At 39.1% G+C, this 18,824-nt stretch carries 26 protein-coding genes and 1 pseudogene; 25 read left to right on the top strand and 2 right to left on the bottom strand.

Going from position 1 to position 18,824, the window contains the following annotated elements; genetic code table 11:
* Nucleotides 1-132: 132 nt before the first annotated feature.
* The 7 genes and pseudogenes from ACQRBN_RS15545 (at nucleotide 133) to ACQRBN_RS15515 (ending at nucleotide 5,867) form a co-directional block, all read left to right on the top strand.
* A complete protein-coding gene (locus ACQRBN_RS15545; RefSeq protein ID WP_427739960.1) occupies nucleotides 133-1,149 on the top strand; it encodes an aromatic acid exporter family protein in 1,017 nt (338 codons plus the stop codon).
* 30 nt (nucleotides 1,150-1,179) lie between these two features.
* A complete protein-coding gene (locus tag ACQRBN_RS15540; protein ID WP_427739959.1) occupies nucleotides 1,180-1,692 on the top strand; it encodes an N-acetyltransferase family protein in 513 nt (170 codons plus the stop codon).
* Nucleotides 1,693-1,705: 13 nt separating this feature from the next.
* A pseudogene (rhuM, locus tag ACQRBN_RS15535) lies at nucleotides 1,706-1,861 on the top strand (RhuM family protein); the annotation flags it as partial.
* Nucleotides 1,851-2,552: a VanR-ABDEGLN family response regulator transcription factor gene (gene vanR / locus ACQRBN_RS15530; protein WP_427739958.1), complete on the top strand. Its 702-nt coding sequence runs from the start codon at nucleotides 1,851-1,853 to the stop codon at nucleotides 2,550-2,552. The pseudogene rhuM and the gene vanR, both read left to right, overlap by 11 nt.
* A gap of 28 nt (nucleotides 2,553-2,580) precedes the next feature.
* Nucleotides 2,581-3,609 (top strand): sensor histidine kinase, encoded by a 1,029-nt coding sequence (locus tag ACQRBN_RS15525; RefSeq protein ID WP_427739969.1) that lies wholly within the window; start codon nucleotides 2,581-2,583, stop codon nucleotides 3,607-3,609.
* Between the two features lie 108 nt (nucleotides 3,610-3,717).
* Nucleotides 3,718-5,157: a VanZ family protein gene (locus ACQRBN_RS15520; RefSeq protein ID WP_427739957.1), complete on the top strand. Its 1,440-nt coding sequence runs from the start codon at nucleotides 3,718-3,720 to the stop codon at nucleotides 5,155-5,157.
* Nucleotides 5,158-5,249: 92 nt separating this feature from the next.
* Nucleotides 5,250-5,867 carry a class I SAM-dependent methyltransferase gene (locus tag ACQRBN_RS15515; RefSeq protein ID WP_427739956.1) on the top strand — a complete coding sequence of 206 codons (618 nt, stop codon included), beginning with the start codon at nucleotides 5,250-5,252 and terminating at the stop codon, nucleotides 5,865-5,867.
* A 211-nt stretch (nucleotides 5,868-6,078) separates the two neighbouring features.
* Here the strand turns inward: ACQRBN_RS15515 and ACQRBN_RS15510 are convergent, their stop codons facing one another.
* Nucleotides 6,079-6,609, bottom strand: a complete 531-nt coding sequence (locus ACQRBN_RS15510) for a pyridoxamine 5'-phosphate oxidase family protein (RefSeq protein ID WP_427739955.1) — start codon at nucleotides 6,607-6,609, stop codon at nucleotides 6,079-6,081.
* A gap of 164 nt (nucleotides 6,610-6,773) precedes the next feature.
* On the opposite strand from ACQRBN_RS15510, the gene ACQRBN_RS15505 reads away from it, so the two are divergent.
* The 7 genes from ACQRBN_RS15505 (at nucleotide 6,774) to ACQRBN_RS15475 (ending at nucleotide 11,679) form a co-directional block, all read left to right on the top strand.
* Nucleotides 6,774-8,195, top strand: coding sequence for a PLP-dependent aminotransferase family protein (locus tag ACQRBN_RS15505; protein ID WP_427739954.1), 1,422 nt, complete (start codon nucleotides 6,774-6,776; stop codon nucleotides 8,193-8,195).
* An 88-nt stretch (nucleotides 8,196-8,283) separates the two neighbouring features.
* Nucleotides 8,284-8,577: an ArsR/SmtB family transcription factor gene (locus ACQRBN_RS15500; protein ID WP_427739953.1), complete on the top strand. Its 294-nt coding sequence runs from the start codon at nucleotides 8,284-8,286 to the stop codon at nucleotides 8,575-8,577.
* A 206-nt stretch (nucleotides 8,578-8,783) separates the two neighbouring features.
* The gene (locus tag ACQRBN_RS15495) at nucleotides 8,784-9,320 is read left to right on the top strand and encodes a permease (protein ID WP_427739952.1); all 537 of its coding nucleotides are present in this window, start codon (nucleotides 8,784-8,786) and stop codon (nucleotides 9,318-9,320) included.
* Nucleotides 9,321-9,328: 8 nt separating this feature from the next.
* Nucleotides 9,329-9,700, top strand: coding sequence for a hypothetical protein (locus tag ACQRBN_RS15490; protein WP_427739951.1), 372 nt, complete (start codon nucleotides 9,329-9,331; stop codon nucleotides 9,698-9,700).
* Between the two features lie 167 nt (nucleotides 9,701-9,867).
* Nucleotides 9,868-10,737, top strand: coding sequence for a Fic family protein (locus tag ACQRBN_RS15485; protein ID WP_427739949.1), 870 nt, complete (start codon nucleotides 9,868-9,870; stop codon nucleotides 10,735-10,737).
* A 22-nt stretch (nucleotides 10,738-10,759) separates the two neighbouring features.
* Nucleotides 10,760-11,215, top strand: a complete 456-nt coding sequence (locus ACQRBN_RS15480; RefSeq protein ID WP_427739947.1) for a hypothetical protein — start codon at nucleotides 10,760-10,762, stop codon at nucleotides 11,213-11,215.
* Between the two features lie 8 nt (nucleotides 11,216-11,223).
* Nucleotides 11,224-11,679 (top strand): helix-turn-helix transcriptional regulator, encoded by a 456-nt coding sequence (locus ACQRBN_RS15475; protein WP_427739946.1) that lies wholly within the window; start codon nucleotides 11,224-11,226, stop codon nucleotides 11,677-11,679.
* Between the two features lie 51 nt (nucleotides 11,680-11,730).
* Here ACQRBN_RS15475 and ACQRBN_RS15470 read toward each other — a convergent pair whose 3' ends face one another.
* Complete coding sequence (locus ACQRBN_RS15470; protein WP_427739945.1) at nucleotides 11,731-11,856, bottom strand: hypothetical protein; 126 nt, start codon at nucleotides 11,854-11,856, stop codon at nucleotides 11,731-11,733.
* Between the two features lie 151 nt (nucleotides 11,857-12,007).
* Between ACQRBN_RS15470 and ACQRBN_RS15465 the strand changes: the two genes are divergently transcribed.
* The 11 genes from ACQRBN_RS15465 to ACQRBN_RS15415 form a co-directional block, all read left to right on the top strand.
* The gene (locus ACQRBN_RS15465) at nucleotides 12,008-12,355 is read left to right on the top strand and encodes a nucleotidyl transferase AbiEii/AbiGii toxin family protein (RefSeq protein ID WP_427739944.1); all 348 of its coding nucleotides are present in this window, start codon (nucleotides 12,008-12,010) and stop codon (nucleotides 12,353-12,355) included.
* Complete coding sequence (locus ACQRBN_RS15460; RefSeq protein WP_427739943.1) at nucleotides 12,316-12,498, top strand: hypothetical protein; 183 nt, start codon at nucleotides 12,316-12,318, stop codon at nucleotides 12,496-12,498. Before ACQRBN_RS15465 ends, ACQRBN_RS15460 begins: the two co-directional genes overlap by 40 nt.
* Before the next feature lie 82 nt (nucleotides 12,499-12,580).
* Nucleotides 12,581-12,748, top strand: coding sequence for a hypothetical protein (locus ACQRBN_RS15455; protein WP_427739942.1), 168 nt, complete (start codon nucleotides 12,581-12,583; stop codon nucleotides 12,746-12,748).
* Nucleotides 12,723-12,884, top strand: coding sequence for a hypothetical protein (locus ACQRBN_RS15450; RefSeq protein WP_427739940.1), 162 nt, complete (start codon nucleotides 12,723-12,725; stop codon nucleotides 12,882-12,884). The genes ACQRBN_RS15455 and ACQRBN_RS15450 overlap by 26 nt, the downstream gene beginning before the upstream one ends.
* 15 nt (nucleotides 12,885-12,899) lie before the next feature.
* Complete coding sequence (locus tag ACQRBN_RS15445) at nucleotides 12,900-13,346, top strand: terminase TerL endonuclease subunit (protein ID WP_427739939.1); 447 nt, start codon at nucleotides 12,900-12,902, stop codon at nucleotides 13,344-13,346.
* A 714-nt stretch (nucleotides 13,347-14,060) separates the two neighbouring features.
* The gene (locus ACQRBN_RS15440; protein ID WP_427739938.1) at nucleotides 14,061-15,314 is read left to right on the top strand and encodes an ATP-binding protein; all 1,254 of its coding nucleotides are present in this window, start codon (nucleotides 14,061-14,063) and stop codon (nucleotides 15,312-15,314) included.
* Nucleotides 15,315-15,405: 91 nt separating this feature from the next.
* Nucleotides 15,406-16,443: a hypothetical protein gene (locus ACQRBN_RS15435; protein WP_427739937.1), complete on the top strand. Its 1,038-nt coding sequence runs from the start codon at nucleotides 15,406-15,408 to the stop codon at nucleotides 16,441-16,443.
* Between the two features lie 184 nt (nucleotides 16,444-16,627).
* Entirely contained in the window at nucleotides 16,628-16,765 is a 138-nt protein-coding gene (locus tag ACQRBN_RS15430; protein WP_427739936.1) for a hypothetical protein, read from the top strand.
* A gap of 160 nt (nucleotides 16,766-16,925) precedes the next feature.
* On the top strand, nucleotides 16,926-18,095 hold the full coding sequence (locus ACQRBN_RS15425; protein ID WP_427739934.1) for a PDDEXK nuclease domain-containing protein: 1,170 nt from the start codon (nucleotides 16,926-16,928) through the stop codon (nucleotides 18,093-18,095).
* Between the two features lie 118 nt (nucleotides 18,096-18,213).
* On the top strand, nucleotides 18,214-18,471 hold the full coding sequence (locus ACQRBN_RS15420) for a hypothetical protein (RefSeq protein ID WP_427739933.1): 258 nt from the start codon (nucleotides 18,214-18,216) through the stop codon (nucleotides 18,469-18,471).
* 163 nt (nucleotides 18,472-18,634) lie between these two features.
* The coding region (locus tag ACQRBN_RS15415; protein WP_427739932.1) for a hypothetical protein at nucleotides 18,635-18,824 on the top strand (190 nt) is incomplete at its 3' end.

Below are 18,824 nucleotides of genomic sequence, written 5' to 3'. Positions count from 1 at the left end.
TATATTACAGATGTAAAAAACTCTGAAGATTGCATATAATATGTAGTTTTCAGAGTTTTTTTTATGTGCAGAAGTAGTGTATAATAGATACAAGAATTGACTGTGAATTATTTTTGTAAGGAGGTGACACAGATGGGAGAAAAAAAGAAATTCAAAAAGAGGTTAATGAAGGCGGTTAAGATTGCCTTGGGAAGTAGTGCCGCCATCTTTCTTGCGAAGATGCTTCATCTGGAATATGAGATATCAGCCGGAACGATTGCGCTTCTGACCATTGTAACGACCAAGTGGGAGACCGTAAAACTATCTCTATATCGTCTGATTACACTCGTAATTGCGATTGTATTGTCAGGAATTTTATTCTGGCATATCAGCAATGAATGGGCGGCGTACGGAATATTCGTTTTTATTCTGGTGATGATCAGTGATACGTTCGGATGGGGTGCTACTATATCCGTAAATTCTGTGATTGGTGCACATTTCCTGACAAGGATGGATTTCAGCAGACAATTCATCATGAATGAGGTTATGCTGGTTGTCATAGGGATTACACTTGCGGTTATCTTGAATCTGTTCTACGATTATGAGACTTCCAAAAAGGAATTGATTTCCTATATGAGGACGACAGAAAACCGCTTGCAGATGCTGCTGGGAGAGATGGCTGCATATCTGTCTAATAAGGACATGCAGCGGGATGTCTGGGCGGATATCCGGGAACTGGAAGAAGAACTGAAGCAATTCATTATCGAAGCCTGTGAATATCAGGATAATACCTTTGCATCCCATCCAGGATATTATATTGACTATTTTGAAATGAGGAAACAGCAGTGTACAATCTTACATAATCTGCATTATGAGGTAAAAAAGATACGAAATATGCCGGCTCAGGCGAATATTATTGCAGAGTATGTCCTGTATATGATGGATTATGTGATCGAAAAGAATCCACCGGAACCTCAGCTCGAGCGACTCGGGCAGATATTCGAGGATATGAAGAAGCAGCCGCTTCCAAAGTGCAGGGAAGAGTTTGAGAGCAGAGCAATACTTTATCATATCTTAATGGATTTGGAGGAGTTCCTGATATGCAAGAAGAGATTCGTGGAAGGGTTGAATGAGAAGCAAAAGGGAATCTATTGGAATGAGAAATCGTAGAATGAATTTGATTTTGGGAGGCATAGAAACATGATGGAGAAAATTATTTATCGTACGGCACAGGAAAATGATGCGGAAAAAATTGTTAACTTCTTTAATATTGTTGGAGGAGAAACAAACTATATGAGTTTTGAGAAGGATGAATATCCTTTGGATGTGGAGGAACAGGCAGCGTTGATCAGAAGTATTGAAGGAAATGAAACCAATACAATACTGCTTGCGATGGATGGTGAAGAGATCGCAGGTCTTTCCACAATCACGTCTAGCCATAAGATTAAGTCAAGGCATGATGCAGAGTTAGGAATCGTTGTTGCAAAAAGGTACCAGGGAAGAGGAATTGGAACTTCGTTAATCAGTCAGGTGATTGATTGGGTAAGAGAAAATGGAATCACCACCAGGATAAGTCTTGAGGTACGGGCGGATAATGTGAAAGCAGTGGAAATATATCTAAAGTTCGGGTTTTTGGTAGAGGGATGCAAGAAGAATTCTACTTTATTGAATGGGGTATATTATGATGATTATATTATGGGGATGATGTTGTAGCAGGCCACCGAAGTATTATAATTTAGATGTAATTATATGGGTAGGCTATCAAGTAAAATCTAAATGGGGAATTGCCTTTAGAAAATGGACGAATAGCTGCAGCAATGTTTATTTTGCCATGATAAAATACATAATTCACAGAAAGGAGCAGGAAGTGTATGCCCGATAAAATAATGGTGGTTGATGATGAGCATGAAATTGCTGATCTGATTGAAGTATATTTAAAAAACGAAAATTATGAGGTGTTCAAGTTCTATTCACCCAAAGATGCTCTTGCGTGCGCGGGAGAAGTGGAACTTGATCTTGCCATACTGGATATCATGATGCCGGAAATGAATGGTTTTACTCTCTGCCAGAAAATCCGGGAAGATCATACGTTTCCGGTCATTATGCTGACGGCAAAAGATGAGGAAACCGATAAGATTACCGGTCTGACTCTCGGAGCTGATGATTATATCACGAAACCATTCCGTCCGTTGGAACTGGTGGCAAGAGTAAAAGCACAGCTTAGGCGATATAAACGATATAATCCCTCTCTTCCCGAAGAAAAGGAATCAGATATTGTTTCGCATTCCGGCCTTTTGCTGAATATCAAAACTCACGAGTGTCACTTAAACGAAGAGCCTGTTACACTGACTCCTACGGAATTTACTATTTTGCAGATTCTTCTTGAAAACAAAGGCACTGTAATCAGTGCAGAGGACTTGTTTCACAGAATCTGGAAAGATGAGTATTACAGTAAAAGAAATAATACCATTACCGTTCATATCCGCCATTTGCGGGAGAAATTAAACGATTCGGTTGATCATCCAAAATACATTAAAACTATATGGGGAGTGGGATATAAAATTGAAAAATAAAAATGAAAATACTTCTGATTATACACGAATGCAACTGAAAGTCTTTTTAGGGCTTTTTTGTGTAGCTGTCTGTGTGGCACTGGCATTTATTTGCATTGCCATTTTGCGCTCTTATGGGTTAGGCGGAAATTATCCGCTTTTTATCGGCATCCAATTACTCTTCTGTATCCTGTTGCTTTTTGTGATTTTCGTTTTCTCCAAGAGATATACGAAACCTTTTCAAGATATAGACAGGCAGTTAGACGCTCTTTTGTCAGATGAATCTTCCGAAATTCACCTGTCAAAGGGACTGACTGCTACGGAGCAAAAACTCAATGCTTTGAAACAGGCAATGGAAAAGCGTTTGTTTGATACACAACTTGCAGAACAGCGAAAAAATGATCTTGTTATGTATCTGGCTCATGATATTCGCACCCCGCTTACTTCGGTAATTGGGTATCTGAATCTGTTGGATGAAGCGAAAGATATGCCGGAAGAACAGCGTGAAAAATATACGCACATCACACTGGATAAGGCATACCGGCTGGAAAAAATGATTAACGAATTCTTTGAAATCACGAGATATAACTTACAGCAAATTCAGCTTAATAAAGGAAATGTTGACCTTTGCTATATGCTTGTGCAGTTAACGGATGAACTTTTACCTGTTCTGTCACAGAATGGAAACACATCGGTTATACAAATGGAAACCGAGGATATTTCTATTTATGGTGACCGTGAAAAACTGGCAAGGGTGTTTAATAATATCTTGAAGAACGCTGCTGCATACAGTTATCCAAATACAGAAATTGTGATTTCAGCAGAAGAATATGACGGGAATGTAGAAATCGTATTTCGTAATCAAGGAAAAACGATTCCATCAGAGAAACTGGAAACGCTTTTTGAGAAATTCTATCGGATGGATGATGCCAGAAGCAGCAATTCTGGTGGTGCCGGTCTCGGTCTGGCAATCGCAAAAGAGATTATTGTCCTGCATGGAGGTACGATCAGTGCAAAAAGTGAAAATGACACAGTAACCTTTACTGTGTCGATCCCGACAGGAGAAAGTTCATCTTAGGATTTTCTTAGGATTTCATCAATAGGAAATTAAAACAATGGCTCTTTGTTTTCGGTATACTATGAACACGAAAACAAAGAGCCATTATTTTTAAGGAGGTATTCTATTATGGATATGATTACGATTTTTCAGGCGATACTGCGATGGGGAATTCCCGCACTGGCAGGCGGAATTATAGTTTTTCTGCTTTTGGCTTCCGCTTATCTGATTTACAAAAAGGCATTTCATGGAAAAAAAACATTTACCAAAGTACAGGCAGTCAGTGCGGTTCTTTTATGCTGTTGGCTGATTCTGGTGCTCGGGCTCACTTCATTGAGCCGTGGTGCAAATTACACTGGTGAAATAAATATTGATTTTTTTAGTTGTTATACCAACGCATGGAATAAGTGGTCGATCAGCGAATTGCAGCTAATCATCTTTAATATGTTAATGTTTGCCCCATTAGGATTTTTACTGCCTCTTCTGTGGAAAAAAGCGGAAAAAATCTGGGTAACATTGGCGGTTTCTTTGGGGTTGACTACTTTGATTGAGGGCATACAGCTTTTTACAGGAACCGGTATCTTTGAATTGGATGATTTGTTCCACAATTCGGTCGGAAGTCTTTTTGGATATTTCTGTATCATGGTAATTCTTGTGCCGATTCAGGAAAAGACAATTCGATTCGCTCCGATCGCTAAAGTGTTTCTGATTCCTTGCGTGGTCAGTCTTGCTCTCGGAGTTGTATTTTGGGCTTATGATCGTCAACCTTACGGGAATATGGACATTCTGCCTGCGGTCAAACAGGATATGTCTGCAGTTCAGATTACAACAGAACGGAAATTGTCCGATAAGGATACTACTGTTTCTATTTACAAAAACAAATACGCCGAAGATAAAACCTATATTCAAAACATACAATCATGGTTTGCTGAATTGGAAAACTTAAGTTTTTCTAATACCACACGCCGAGAAGGTGAAGACTATGTTTATACCGGAACAGATGCAAATGGCAACGAGTTTCAGATGAATTTTTTCTTCCGCAGCGGACAATGGAGTTACACCACATTTGCGGAGGATGCAGCCCGGCTGACAGAGGAAACCGTACAGCAATACAGAAACCGTTATGAACCTTGGATGAAAAAAAATGGACTTCTTCCCGACAATGCTGTATTTTCTGCTCAGAACAACGATACTTTACGGTGGGATGTTGCTCCCGAATATGATGTTTCCGTAGGAGATGAAGCATTTCAGAATGGCTCAGTTATGATGCAGTTTGATGAAAATGGCACAGTGATTGATCTTTCCTATCAAATAAGTTGGAATGAGTATGTAACGACTGAGGATATCATTTCTCCGAATGAGGCTTATGTGCAAGTAGAGAGTGGTAATTTTGAGCAATATGTGCCATTTCAGCAGGGGGATATACTGTGTATAGAAGAATGCGAACTTGCCTATGTTTATGATACGAAAGGCTTTTACCAGCCAGTATACCAGTTCAGTGGATATATTAACAACGCAGAAAATCTGTGGGTCTGCCAAATTCCCGCGCTTGATCCGGAATTGGAGTAAACAAATTTTCGTACTTAAGGGAATCGCGATATGAAATCGAGAGATTGTGTGCTATAATCAGTGTGACAATCAGGATTTGATGAGGTGAGAAAATGAAAAATCCGTGGGAAGAAATTCCATTATCTGATTATGAAAATCATATGAAACTTGATTCTGTTATGCAATTACAGGCTATGAATGAAATGATGAAAGGTCAATTTTCTGCTTATCCTATTTCTAGTGTAATAATATTGGGGATTGCGGGCGGTAATGGTCTTGAGCATATCCAGAAAGATAAATTTGAAAGAGTATATGGGGTAGACATCAATTCTTCGTATCTGGAGGAAGTCGTTCAAAGATATCCGGAGTTGGATGGGCTTCTAGAATGTCTGTGTATCAATTTGATCGAGGAAACTGATAAGTTACCAAAAGCAGATATGGTTATTGCAAATCTTCTGATTGAGTATATTGGATATGAGTGCTTTCAGAAGGCAGTCAGGCAGGTAAATCCGAAGTACGTTTCATGTATTATTCAGATCAATATGGAGGATAACTGGGTGTCAGATTCTCCATATCTGCATGTATTTGACGAGCTAGATCAAGTACATCACCAAATGGAAGAACACGCATTGGAGAAAGCAATGCTTGAAATTGGCTATCATGCAATCGGAACTTTAGAGCGTATGCTGCCTAATGGGAAAAAATTAGTCCAGATAGATTTTGAGAGATAGCCTCCAAAAAGAAAATATCTTACCGGATGTTCATGCAGGGAAAGACGCTTTATGCCATTGCCAAGTACCTGATGGAGGAATATCTTTTTTTGGAACTTTGTCAATTATCATGGTATATTTAAAACGAAAAGGTCAGGAAAAAGGAGAACTGGTTTAGAGTCAGGGAGGATTATCCTATAGATCAGGTAATCCCCCTGCATATTTAGATTACTTATTCTTTTGCCGAATTCATTGTCTTATTAGCCCAATTCTGATACATAGCTGCAGTATCAGTGCTTGCGACTTTACATGTATATTCTTTTACATCAAGCCTGTAGACAGCCATTTTCTTAAAATGCTCAGCATGGAAATCATCTGTTCTCATATCACCCGCATGCTGTATCAGAATTCTGAGTGCATCATTCAGTTCCTCAGGCGTTTCAAGAAAGTGAATATCGCCATATCCGCAGACGCTCTCAAAAAGTGTGGTGGAGCCGCAGACAGTCTTGCCGATGTCAACGCCATAGTTTCTGTAGATTATAAATCCGACCTTATTATTTTTTTTAAGCAGTTCAGGTGTTTTGCCTTCACTTGCTCCGTGTAAGTAGATCTTAAGCCCATCTTTGGTATCTGCAAATCCGAAGTTCATTGTCTGCACATATGGATAATCGTCGTTATGCATTGCAAAATTGATAACGCTGCATCTTCTCAGCACTTCCATTATTTGATTATGATCTAGTACTTCTTTTTCTTTTCTTCTCATTGCTTTATCCTCCCATATTTATTATTTGGTGCGATTGAATATATGGTTCTTACATTTGTTTCTATATTCTTTCTATATTATATGTTGCAAAAGTCCTATCTAAAAGGTACAATTTTATTAAATCTAAGAGGACAATTTTAATTGACTTTCCGTGGAGGTGAAATATGATCTATATAGATCCGAACTTAAGCATTCCCATCTACATACAGTTGTATGAGGCCATAAAGGAAGATATTCTCGATGGGACGTATTCTTGCGGTTCGTATCTCCCGCCTATAAGAAAACTTGCTTCCACTCTGTGTGTATCTAAGAACACTGTGGACAACGCATATCAGCAACTGGCAGTTGAAGGGTATATAAAGAGCCGTCCGGGCGCGGGTCATATAGTTCTCGATGCTGGGAATGCAGCCGGCTCGTATCGGCATACAAAACCTTTTCAGCAGGAAAAAACTATAAATCCTGTCATTGCTTCGGACGAAAATAATATAAAGATTGATTTCCGGTATGGGGATCTGTCTCCTGAATTTTTCCCGAATGACTACTGGCGCAAAGCAGCATCACATATCTTTTCATCCGTTGAATCGATTAAAATGTCTGGTTATGATGATGCAAGAGGTGACGAATGTCTTAGAAAAGCGATATCTTCTTATGTCAGAGAACATAGAGGTATTAGCAGTACCCCAGATCAAATTATTATCTGCAGTGGATTCGCCCATTCTATAAATATTGCCTGCGACCTCATTGAAAAAGACTGTCATTGCATAGGTATGGAAGATCCGGGATTTTATTCTGCCAGAGACATGTTCAGATACAAGGGATTTTCTTTTTTTCCTCTTCATCACTATCCGGAGAACACCTATTTTGATGATCTTGCGGTTTCTGGCGCCGACTGCCTGTATGTGACTCCTTCGCACCAGTTCCCCATGGGAGGTGTCATGCCGGTGGATGTGCGGTACCGGCTGCTCAACTGGGCTTCCGAAGGGAATCGGTATATCATAGAAGATGACTATGATAGTCAGCTAAGATATCACTCAAGACCGGTCCCATCTCTATATTCGCTCTGTACAGATGACAGAGTTATTTACATCGGGACATTTTCAAAGTCGCTTTCGCCCGCTATACGCATTAGTTATCTTGTATTGCCGCGACGCCTTGCAGATAGATATAATGCTTTGCCTCAGTACAGACAGTCCTATGTGTCGTGGCTTGATCAGAGAATTTTGGCAAAATATATTGAAGATGGAGCGTTTGCAAAACATCTTCGCAAGATGAATACTATATGCTGTACGAGACATGACCTTATGAGAGATCTTCTTATTGAAAAATTCGGAGATAGAATTAAAATATTCGGAATGAATGCGGGTCTGCATATGGTTCTTAAGTTAAATGATAATGTCAGTAATAGTAAACGTATTCGTCTTGCCCAAGATGCAGGTGTGGCTGTATACTCGATAGATGACTGCTTTGCAGATCTTAAAACAGCTCCGGACAACCTCATACTTATTGGTTTCGGTAAAGTTACCGAAGATCAGATAAGACATGGGCTGACACGATTGGAAAAAGTCTGGAACTTGTCTTGTGTTTAACAAAATTAAAAAAAACATATTGACAAATTTCGATTTGAGATATATACTTTAGATATCAAATCGAAATAATTGAATGTGAAGTGGAGATATGAGAGATTTTAAATCAATAGTGAAGGTGTTTAAAGCGTTAGATGATGAGAAACGATTGCAAATTTTAGAAATGATACAAAGCGGGGAAAAATGTGCTTGTGTCATTTTAGAGGATATGCAGATCAGCCAGTCAACCCTTTCTCATCATATGAAAATTTTGTGCGACTCAGGAATTGTAACAGGCAGAAAAGAGGGCAAATGGATTTATTATTCCATCAGTCCGGAGGGCAGTGCGAAGGCAGTGGAGTTGTTGAAAGCATTGACATCCCCTTTGCCACCTATAAGTTCCTGACAGTAAATATGTCGAAACCAAGAGTGATAAGATGCCACGTTTACCGTGGCTTTCGCTTAAATCAACAAATCGAAAAAAAACGATTTATTATACGGAGGTATGTAAATGTGTGTTTGTGGAAGTCGGATTCATTGTCGATCACGATAGTAAAAGTACTGTTTTATTAGTCCCGAAATTAAAATTTGACAGAAAGAAGGTAAATCGCTATGTTTACATATGAAACTTTACTACATGCGGGAAAGACTTTTTTGATGCTGTTTGGTGAACTATTTGGTTTGTTCATCGGAATCAGCTTTGTAGTTGCCCTGCTGCAAATTTATATTTCGCAAGAACGAATCAAGCGCATTTTGACCACTCCACGAAAGGGGCTGAATAGTGTTCTTGGTGCCCTGCTTGGAGCCGTGACGCCGTTTTGCTCTTGCTCTACCATTCCGGTTCTGGTCGGACTGTTTAAAAGCGGGGCTCCATTCAACGGTGCAATATCGTTTCTGCTGACCTCTCCGATCTTGAACCCTGCCATTATTACGTTACTAACAGCGTTTTTTGGCATAAAAGCAACAATCGTTTATGCAATCTTTACCTTTGCGTTTGCAGTAATTATGGGATTGGTTCTTGATAAAGCCGGTTTTGAAAAATATGTAAAGAATGTATCCATAAAGGGCGGACATCAGGATGGTGTTTGCGGGAAAATTTGCAGGGCAGTTTTTGGCAAAAGCAGTGGCAAGCCATCAAACTATCCCTAAAAGATGCATTGAGTTTATTTAAGGGAGTGGTGTTGTTCCTGTTGCTGGGGGCAGGAATCGGCGCGTTCATCTATGAATTCGTTCCCACAGACCTGCTGGCAAATTTTGCAGGAGCAGGGAGTCTTTGGGCTGTCCCATTGGCTGCGATTGTACAGGTTATGTATTTAATTTCGTATTATAAGGAGGAAATGATTATGGCAGAGAAAAAAAGAGTATTTAGTGGATTGTTTGGTAAAAAGTCTGATGGTTGCTGTAATATGCAAATTACAGAGGAAAGCTGCTGCGATGTAAAGGAGAAACCAAAGAAAAAAAGGAGCTGCTGCGACATGGAGATCGTAGAAGAAGCTGAACAAGACGGTGGTTGTTGTGAGAAGCAGTAACTAATAGTCAATCAGTCTAAAACAATATTGCTTTGTAGAAATATCCAGCCTTTCCTTTTATGTTTCAAGCGACTATCACATAATTATTGATAATGATGTGATTCTTATCACACTTTTATATGATTTGGCGTGACAACATGTCATAAACAAACGGATTAGAATTTCCTGTGACGGCAAAAAAATGGGATGTGTCGGAGCGTAGCGTTAGAAACTATTGCGCCCAGGGACGTGTGAATGGAGCGTTCCTTACCGGCAAGACTTGGAACATTCCCGAAAATGCAGAGAAACCGGAGCGTGCCAACAAGAGAAAAGAGGAACCGATTACTCTGCTGGATATTCTGAAAGAGCAGAAAGCAAGTAAATATTCCGGAGGCATTTACCATAAGACACAGATTGATTTAACATACAATTCAAACCATATTGAGGGAAGCCGTCTGACCCACGATCAGACCAGATATATTTTTGAAACCAATACGATCGGCGTTGAAAACGAAGTTCTCAATGTGGACGATGTGATTGAAACAGCAAACCATTTCCTCTGCATTGACATGATTATCGAGAATGCAAAAACAGTATTGACGGAGAAGTTCATCAAGGAGCTGCACCTGATCCTGAAGAACGGCACCAGCGAATCCAGAAAAGATTGGTTTGCTGTCGGTGACTATAAGAAACTACCGAACGAGGTTGGTGGTATGGATACTGCCCTGCCGGAAGAAGTTGCCGATAGGATGAAAGCATTGCTGACAGAATACAATGCAAAGGAAGAAAAGACCTTTGAAGATATTCTGGACTTTCATGTGAAGTTTGAACGGATTCATCCATTCCAGGACGGTAATGGTCGTGTAGGTAGACTGATTATGTTCAAAGAGTGTCTGAAATATAATATTGTTCCGTTCATTATCGAAGATAATTTGAAATTGTATTACTATCGTGGATTGAAAGAATGGAACAACGAAAAGGGCCATTTGACAGATACCTGTCGGACTGCGCAGGATAAATATAAAGCGTATTTGGACTATTTTAGAATCCAGTATTAAAACGAGGAAACGAGGTGCAGTTATGTCAGCGGGTAAGAACTGGAAATTTGAACTTGAAGAATATATCAAACAGAGTGAGCCCGGACAAATTGAAAAGAGTGAGGCTTGGCAGACTGCGATTGGCTTGCAGGCGGTAGATGGACTGAAAACCTCTGAATACCTTCTTGATACTGCCAAGGAACATATCGAAGGAAAAATTAGCATTGATGAAGCACAGAAGCGTATTCAGAACTACTATGAGCAGCGTACTGATCGTATTGAAATAGAGAACGGCACCAAGGAAGCAGATATTGTATCGACAAGAATTGCGAAGCTTTTGGGTGAGAAAGCATTTCAGTTCTCCCCTGCTGAATGGGTGACGATTCACCGCAGACTGTTCGAGGGCGTCTTTTCTCATGCCGGTCAGATAAGACAGTGGATATTTGGCAGATACATCCCTTCTGCGAAGGTAATACCAGATCAACTGCAGTTTTTATGATTAAGTACATGAAAACATTTGGTTTCCATGTAAATAATGATGCGTTCGAAAAGAACTCCTGGTATTTCCGCAATGCATTGGTGAGAGCAAACTACAACGACCTGCAGAACGGAGTCCATGCCACAACGAAGTTTTTGGAAATGTTTTTCAGCAACCTGCTTTTAGATAACAACTACGAGCTGAAGAACAGATATTTGCATATTGATTATGTAGAGGATAATGCTTCCCAAAGTGTCAACTCCAAAATTCCAAAGTCTCAATTTGACACTTTGGAATGCACTTTGGAAGAACTGGCGGTCTTGGAATTGATCTTCAAGAATCCGGCAATTAAACAAAAAGAACTGGTAATAGAAACCGGAAAATCGCTCAGCACCGTAAAGCGAATCATGGAGTCTTTGCAGAAAAAGGAATATATCCGCAGAGTGGATGGAAAGAGATACGGTAAGTGGGAAGTTTTGGTGTAATAGCATTGTTATAAAATGAGCACCTACGCTTTCGCATAGGTGCCCTTAAAATCAATGTGCTTTGGCTTTATGGTTGGCGAGAGTCTTTCCTGCTTTACTCTTTGCAGACTTGGAGGAACTCTTAGATGCGAGAGCCTTACCAGCTTTACCTACTTTACCGCCGTGATGTACTGCCATGATATTCACCTCCTTGAATTAACCCTTCGGCGGATAAGGATCTCCGCCATGGCTGTCTGCATCGGAGTAACCGTAATTTGAATAGGCTAATCAGATATGCGGAGCTGCTCAAATGTGGGGATGTAATGAAAAAGTATCTAGAGGTGCTGGTATGACAAACGCTATATCCGTAAAGGACAGATTACAGCGTATTCCAAATGATGCTGAAGAAATGAAGAAAGTATTTAATGACATTTTTTCTATAGAGTGCGATGATGCGTTACGATTTGATCTGAATGCGCTTGAGGTTATCAATATAACGGAATTCAAGGAGTATCATGGTGTAAATGTATCTATTATGGGATATCTGGACAGAACCAAGATTCCCGTATCAATAGATATTGGTTTTGGTGATGTGGTGTATCCCGAAAGAATGAAAATGGAGTTCCCGGTTCTGCTGGACATGGAGGTTCCGGAGGTATGGATGAGACAAGGCAGGGAAGATGGAGAGCCTTTATAAAAAAGAAGAAAGCACTGGTGAAAGTAGAATTTGAAGAAACTATGCAACTATTAAAAGAATTATTGCTGCCCATCGTGGATTCAATTCATAACGATAATTCCTTTGAGCAGACATGGAGTAAAGAAACCAAAAGCTGGATGTAAATACATAAAATTAGTAATAGGGATCGTGTAGAGATACATGGTCCTTTGATTTTGCAAAGAATTAGGGAAGGAGAGGATTCCAATGGCTGGAAGAAAGCCAAAGCCTACAGCGGTTAAGAAGCTGGAAGGCAATCCGGGAAAAAGAAAACTGAATACAAAAGAGCCGGTTCCGGAAAAGGGAATGCCTATTTGCCCGGAGCATATTACTTCTGGTGGCTCAACCTTTGAAACGGAGAACTGCATTTGTTGAAATATGCAAGAAGGTAGGTAAGAGCGAATTGGCAGCAGCTATCGCTCTTTATCTTTTGTATGCGTACAATGAGCCAAGTGCAGCGAATCGCCAGTTATACGTTGTGCTTACCAAGTACAGTTCTGATGCAAGATAGAATCAGTTTCACTTCATGATTACGACTGCCGGGAATAATAGAAATTCCATTGCTTTTGAGTTGCATACAAAGGCGATTAATATCTTAGAAGGCAGGCGTGTAGATTCGACCTTTTATCCGGTGGTCTATGGACTAAAGGATGATGAGGATTGGGAAGATGAAGCAAACTGGTATAAGGTAAATCCTTCCCTTGGATATACGGTTGATATTGAAAGACTTCGTGATGCCTACAGGGAAGCGAAACAGAATCCGGCGGATGAGATTACTTTCAAGTGGCTTCGAATGAATATGTGGGTATCCAGCACAACATCATGGATTCCGGATGCAATCTTCATGAAAGGCAATGAACCGATTGATATGAAGTTGCTGGAGGGAAGAGACTGTTATGCCGGACTGGACTATATCGAGCACAGGAGATATCACTGCTTTGGTGTTGATATTTCCACCGAGATATTCGGATGAGAAGTACATTCCCCACTCCCCAAATCCCGCAACCTATGATAGAATATTCGCAGTAGTAAAACACCCCAATTCTTACTACGATTTTACTACGTTTCATGTCCCGGGCTTGCCCCGTTTTGCCGCATTTTGCTTATTCTGTGACAAATTTAGCAATCTCAAAGCAAAATTTATAGTCGGCAAACTGCGGCAAATCGAGGCAGAACACGGCATTTTAGGAGGATTTTCGTTTATGATAAAAGTATTATTTGTTTGCCACGGCAAACCGAACGGCAAATATTCATAGCCAACGCAAATCGTGTCAAAACGGTGCAAATCGCGGCAGCGGAAATGGTGTTTACACCGTTTTTACTACGATTCAATTACATCCTATACTATGACAGGGTGTCGTGGGGGCAAATTGCGGCAAAACGTGGCATTTAAGGGACAATAATTATGAATGTAAAAAATAATGTTTGTTTGCTGTGCGGGTATCTTCCGTTTTTGTATGTAGGATTGTAGTGGGATAAGTTTACAAAGCAGGTGTTGATACTGATGTCAGGTTTTAAGTATTGCAGTTTTGGGTTGTGTTTCTTTGACGGATTTTAGTGCATGAAATTGCGATGAATCGCAAAAAATTTCATTAGGAGTTGTAAAATCAATCCGAAGGGGATACAATACTAATGAAGAATTTTGCGATAAATCGCAAAAACTTTCAGTAGAAAGAAGGATCATGATATGGAAATTAAGAGAGACATCTATTTGAATAAGCTTATCAATAAGAAGCATAATGGACTTATCAAGGTGGTAACTGGCATCCGTCGCTGCGGAAAGTCTTACTTGTTGTTTAATCTGTTCAAGGATCATTTGCTGGCAGAAGGAGTGGATGAACAGCACATTATAGAAATTGCGTTTGATTCCTTTGAGAATAAGCGTTTTCGTGATCCAGAAGTTCTGTATCCCTATCTCAAGGAGCAGATTAAAGATGATGGAATGTACTATGTGCTGCTGGATGAGGTACAGCTTTTGGGAGAGTTTGAATCCGTACTAAACAGCCTGATTCGTATGAAAAATGTGGATGTATATGTGACAGGAAGCAATGCCCGGTTTTTGTCCAAAGATGTGATTACCGAATTTCGGGGACGGGGAGATGAAGTTCATATGCATCCTCTCAGTTTTGCTGAATTTATGTCTGTCTATTCGGGGACGAAACAGGACGGCTGGAATGAATATATGCTTTACGGCGGACTGCCGCCTATCATGAACATTTCAAGTCCGGAGGAAAAGATTAATTTCCTCAAGTCGCTGTTTGAGGAGACCTATATTTCGGATATTGTAGGCAGACATAATGTACGCAATCGGGCAGAATTAGAGGAACTTCTGAACATTCTCTCGTCTGCTATCGGCTCGCTTACAAACCCGACAAAGCTGTCGGCTACTTTCAAAACTGTCAAGCGGAAAACCATCAGTAACACAACCATCAAAAGGTATATCGACTATCTTTGTGATTCTTTTCTGATTGACAGTGCTGTCCGATATGACATTAAAGGTAAGAAGTATATCGACACACCGGTCAAATATTATTTTACTGATTTGGGACTACGCAATGCCCGTCTCAATTTCCGTCAACTGGAAGGAACTCATGCTATGGAGAATATCATCTTCAATGAGCTGAAGATACGGGGGTTCAATGTGGATGTGGGAGTTATCACTCTGAATAAAACTAATGAAAAAGGTCATGGAATCCGCAAGCAGTTGGAAATTGATTTTGTTTGCAATAAAGGATCCAAGCGTTATTATATCCAGTCGGCCTATGCAATTCCGAACCAAACAAAGATGGAACAGGAGCAGCGCTCCCTGATGTTGACTGGTGATTTCTTCAAGAAGATCATCATCACGAAAGACGTACCTGCACCGTATTACAATGACGATGGAGTGTTGATTATGAGCGTCTATGATTTTCTGTTGAATGAGGGCAGTTTGGATAACTGATTGATGGAAAAGAGTAAAAATGTAGTCGGTAAAACGGAGTGGAATGCGGTTTCTCAGGAGGCTTTGCACCTATGATAGAGAGAGGATATACATGGAGGATTTAAATTTAAAACCTGTTCAGAAAGCAGCATTATCTTTGATTCAAAATGATCTGAGATTTTTATACACGGTTATAAAAAGAATTAATCCTAATGAATCGAATTATATTCCGTCACTTTTGCCATATATGGGTGTTATAATTGATGGAGCAGAAGAATGGGTAAAAGCTATTAATAATTCCAGTAAAGTGAAATTAGAGATACCGATTTTTTCCAAATCGGAACAGACTTACTATGAAGAAATGAGAAATTCTATTAAAATGTGGCAGAATGATTATTCTGTTATTTATGAAACTCTTAAAGAAGCGTATCATGTAAGTGATGATTATTTTGGAAATGTTTGCAAACCACTTGCTAAAAAATTGAAGTTATATGATATTTTTGGCGTTGATAGGGCAAATGGGGTAATTTGTGGAAACACGATTTTATGTTATTATTATACTCCGCTGTTTTCATATGGTCGGAATATTGGAGAATATATCAAAGCAATGTCAGTTATTGGAGGTAAGTATATAAAACTTTTTAATGCAACGAAAGAATATCCAGTCGATACTTCAATAAAGTATGATGTTCGTGATTATGGAGGATTTGTGAAATCGCCAGTAGGAAATACATTTAGTGATAAATTTGTACTATTTTCTGTTTTGTGCCAGATTAATTTTATCATCTGTTGTGTAGATTCTTGGGTACGAGAAGAAATATCGACAAAGATGCGCTTTGCATATTTACTTTATTATTCCTTGTTATATATTATTCCTCAAATAAACTTGAAATGGAATGCGAATTTGGTTATTAATTCGGAGTGGGAGTCTTGGCAATTTAGAAACGCAATGGCACATTATAAACTGGGTGTTGCATTAAAAAAGGATGAGTTGCTCTCTGAGGATATATTATTTGGTTTGACTCATAAGTATTTCAAATCAGATTATTTAATAGTTAAAAAGGGAATTATGCAAGAGTTGGAGAGTCTCGCATGTCAAATAGGAGATTATCTTCAACTTAAGGATGCAGTGATAAAAGTAAACCGATAGAAGTCGAGTAGTAAGATACTTCAATTTCTACTACGTTTTTACTACGATTGACGGTCTCAACTTGCCCCGCTTTGCCGCATTTTGCTTATTCTGTGACAAATTTAACAATCTCAGAGCAAAATTTATGCTCGGCAAACTGCGGCAAATCGGGGCAGAATACGGCATTTGAGGAGGATTTTCGTTTATGATAAAAGTATTATTTGTCTGCCACGGCAGTATCTTGAAAAGTCCCGAAAAAGCCTGTAAAATCAATGGTTTCATGGTGAAGAAAGGCGCTTACTACACCACTACTACACCATTTGTATTTGGGTTAGAGCCTTGATGTGACAATAAAAAGAGTCCTTGGATTATCATAGAATTTTGAAAGATATTTTGATATGATGTGTTAGGTAGACTGTTTTTACCCAATCTAAATAAAAGATAATGGCAGAATTAATGTGAAGAAATTATAAAAAAATAGAGCAAAGGAGCTATGCTTGGAAATGGAAGAAAAATATTTGGAAGCAGTAAGATTTATTAAGGCGGCAATTTTGAAAAGTCAATATCAAGCAGCAAGATATGTTAATAGCGAGCAGTTATCACTCTATTATGCTATTGGTGCATATGTATCCGCCAATTCTCGAAAAGGAACATGGGGAACTGGAGCTATTAAGGAAATTAGTACTCGATTACAGGAGGAATTACCTGGACTTCGAGGCTTTTCTGATGCAAATATAAAACTCATGCGACAGTTTTATGAAGAATGGAGTCCTTTGTTGGCGGGCTTTACAGAGACTGATCAGACTGGTAAATCGCTAACCGCAGTTAGCGATTTAAGTATAGTACAAATTTTTCTTCCAGAATCAGATAAAAATCGAACACAGATGATAAATGATTTCAACATGGAGTATTTTACTTCTATTGGCTTTTCCTTACATATGATGATTATCCGCAAGGCAAAAGATATAGATGAGAGGATGTTTTATATTCGTGAGGCGGCAATTGGGCATTGGAGCAGGAATATGCTGGAATTACGTTTAAAGGAAGATTTATATCATCACAGAGGAAGTATGCCCAATAATTTTAAAATTACCATTCCAGAGAATAAGCAATATCTCAAAGCTATACAATCTTTTAAAGATGAGTATTTGTTGGATTTTGTGAATATAGAGGAGTTGGATATTTCTGATCCACAAGATTTAGATGAACGTGTTTTGGAAGGCGAAATAGTCAGAAATATCCGTAATTTTATTCAATGCCTTGGTTCGGGATTTTGTTTTATCGGAAATCAACACAGGATTGTGGTAAATGGAGATGAATTCTTTTGTGATCTTTTGTTTTTTCAGCGGGATTTAAAGGCACTGGTTGTTATTGAACTAAAAAAAGGCAAGTTCAAGCCTGCTTATCTTGGACAACTGAATTTTTATCTTACAGCGTTGGACGAACAGGAACGAAAAAATGGAGAGAACCCATCTATTGGAATTCTCATGTGTAAAGAAGTCAATAGAGGTGTTGTCGAAATGGCGATTAGAGATTACAGCAAGCCGTTGGGGGTTGCTACTTATCGTACGGCAGACGAATTGCCAGGAAATTACAAGGTGCTTGCTCCGATATTAGAGGAAGTGCCCAAATTGCTTGAGATATCAGCAATGCCGGAAAAGCCATTAAAGTGAAAGATATGAGTTACATTTGCCTGTAGATTTATATTTGCAATTAAAAGAATACGTGCGAATTCGAAATTCATTGAATACTCAAAATACAAAATTACTAGTAAAGTATGAAGGAAAGAGTTTGAATGGAGTATCAGATTTAGAAGCCGCCTTGGTATTGGAAAATGGAGAAAAATGTAACGTAACGGGAATTCAAAAAAATATTATAATAAAAATGATTAAAGCTAACATTAGATTGAATATTATTATGAAGTTGACAGATGCTGGGATGAGAAATATAAATTACTGTATTGATGTGGTAAATGAAGAAGCAGACATAGAAGATAATCTCTTTTTGGATAGTAAAATTAGAAGTTTTGAAACTTTTACTTTGCTTTAAATGAGGATTATTCAGACTGTTTGATTTTGATATATAGTAACACCACTTACTACACCATTTGCCCGTGAATTTGCGTAGATTTACATAGAATTACGTGAATGGAGCAAAAATCAAAAATGAAGAAAAGTGCCGAAAAGCCTGTAATATTAAGGTTTAAAGGCTTATGAAAGGATATATTCAAGATGATAAAAATACTCTTTATCTGCCACGGCAGGACAGCGGCGTGAAAGTGCTTGAGGGCAATTACTGCGATAAACTGCGGCAAATCGGTGCAATAGGGTTAGCGGGGTACTACGGTTTTACTACGATTGAGGGACTCAAAATAAAAAGTGTGAAAGTAACAGTCTGGAGGA

This window comes from Bariatricus sp. SGI.154 (assembly GCF_050313795.1).
Taxonomy (GTDB): Bacteria; Bacillota; Clostridia; order Lachnospirales; family Lachnospiraceae; genus CAMBRQ01.
The sequence above is the reverse complement of the archived record's forward strand: the minus strand, read 5'-3'. Positions and strand labels throughout refer to the sequence as shown.

Coding starts and splice junctions, on each gene's coding strand:
- ACQRBN_RS15540 (WP_427739959.1), top strand. CDS start 1,180: ATGATGGAGAAAATTATTTATCGTACGGCACAGGAAAATGATGCGGAA.
- ACQRBN_RS15445 (WP_427739939.1), top strand. CDS start 12,900: ATGATTACGACTGCCGGGAATAATAGAAATTCCATTGCTTTTGAGTTG.
- ACQRBN_RS15495 (WP_427739952.1), top strand. CDS start 8,784: ATGTTTACATATGAAACTTTACTACATGCGGGAAAGACTTTTTTGATG.
- ACQRBN_RS15525 (WP_427739969.1), top strand. CDS start 2,581: ATGCAACTGAAAGTCTTTTTAGGGCTTTTTTGTGTAGCTGTCTGTGTG.
- ACQRBN_RS15515 (WP_427739956.1), top strand. CDS start 5,250: ATGAAAAATCCGTGGGAAGAAATTCCATTATCTGATTATGAAAATCAT.
- ACQRBN_RS15455 (WP_427739942.1), top strand. CDS start 12,581: ATGGCTGGAAGAAAGCCAAAGCCTACAGCGGTTAAGAAGCTGGAAGGC.
- ACQRBN_RS15465 (WP_427739944.1), top strand. CDS start 12,008: ATGACAAACGCTATATCCGTAAAGGACAGATTACAGCGTATTCCAAAT.
- ACQRBN_RS15475 (WP_427739946.1), top strand. CDS start 11,224: ATGAAAACATTTGGTTTCCATGTAAATAATGATGCGTTCGAAAAGAAC.
- ACQRBN_RS15460 (WP_427739943.1), top strand. CDS start 12,316: ATGGATGAGACAAGGCAGGGAAGATGGAGAGCCTTTATAAAAAAGAAG.
- ACQRBN_RS15500 (WP_427739953.1), top strand. CDS start 8,284: ATGAGAGATTTTAAATCAATAGTGAAGGTGTTTAAAGCGTTAGATGAT.
- ACQRBN_RS15435 (WP_427739937.1), top strand. CDS start 15,406: ATGGAGGATTTAAATTTAAAACCTGTTCAGAAAGCAGCATTATCTTTG.
- ACQRBN_RS15440 (WP_427739938.1), top strand. CDS start 14,061: ATGGAAATTAAGAGAGACATCTATTTGAATAAGCTTATCAATAAGAAG.
- ACQRBN_RS15430 (WP_427739936.1), top strand. CDS start 16,628: ATGATAAAAGTATTATTTGTCTGCCACGGCAGTATCTTGAAAAGTCCC.
- ACQRBN_RS15510 (WP_427739955.1), bottom strand. CDS start 6,609: ATGAGAAGAAAAGAAAAAGAAGTACTAGATCATAATCAAATAATGGAA.
- ACQRBN_RS15425 (WP_427739934.1), top strand. CDS start 16,926: ATGGAAGAAAAATATTTGGAAGCAGTAAGATTTATTAAGGCGGCAATT.
- ACQRBN_RS15545 (WP_427739960.1), top strand. CDS start 133: ATGGGAGAAAAAAAGAAATTCAAAAAGAGGTTAATGAAGGCGGTTAAG.
- ACQRBN_RS15520 (WP_427739957.1), top strand. CDS start 3,718: ATGGATATGATTACGATTTTTCAGGCGATACTGCGATGGGGAATTCCC.
- ACQRBN_RS15480 (WP_427739947.1), top strand. CDS start 10,760: ATGTCAGCGGGTAAGAACTGGAAATTTGAACTTGAAGAATATATCAAA.
- ACQRBN_RS15470 (WP_427739945.1), bottom strand. CDS start 11,856: ATGGCAGTACATCACGGCGGTAAAGTAGGTAAAGCTGGTAAGGCTCTC.
- vanR (WP_427739958.1), top strand. CDS start 1,851: ATGCCCGATAAAATAATGGTGGTTGATGATGAGCATGAAATTGCTGAT.
- ACQRBN_RS15505 (WP_427739954.1), top strand. CDS start 6,774: ATGATCTATATAGATCCGAACTTAAGCATTCCCATCTACATACAGTTG.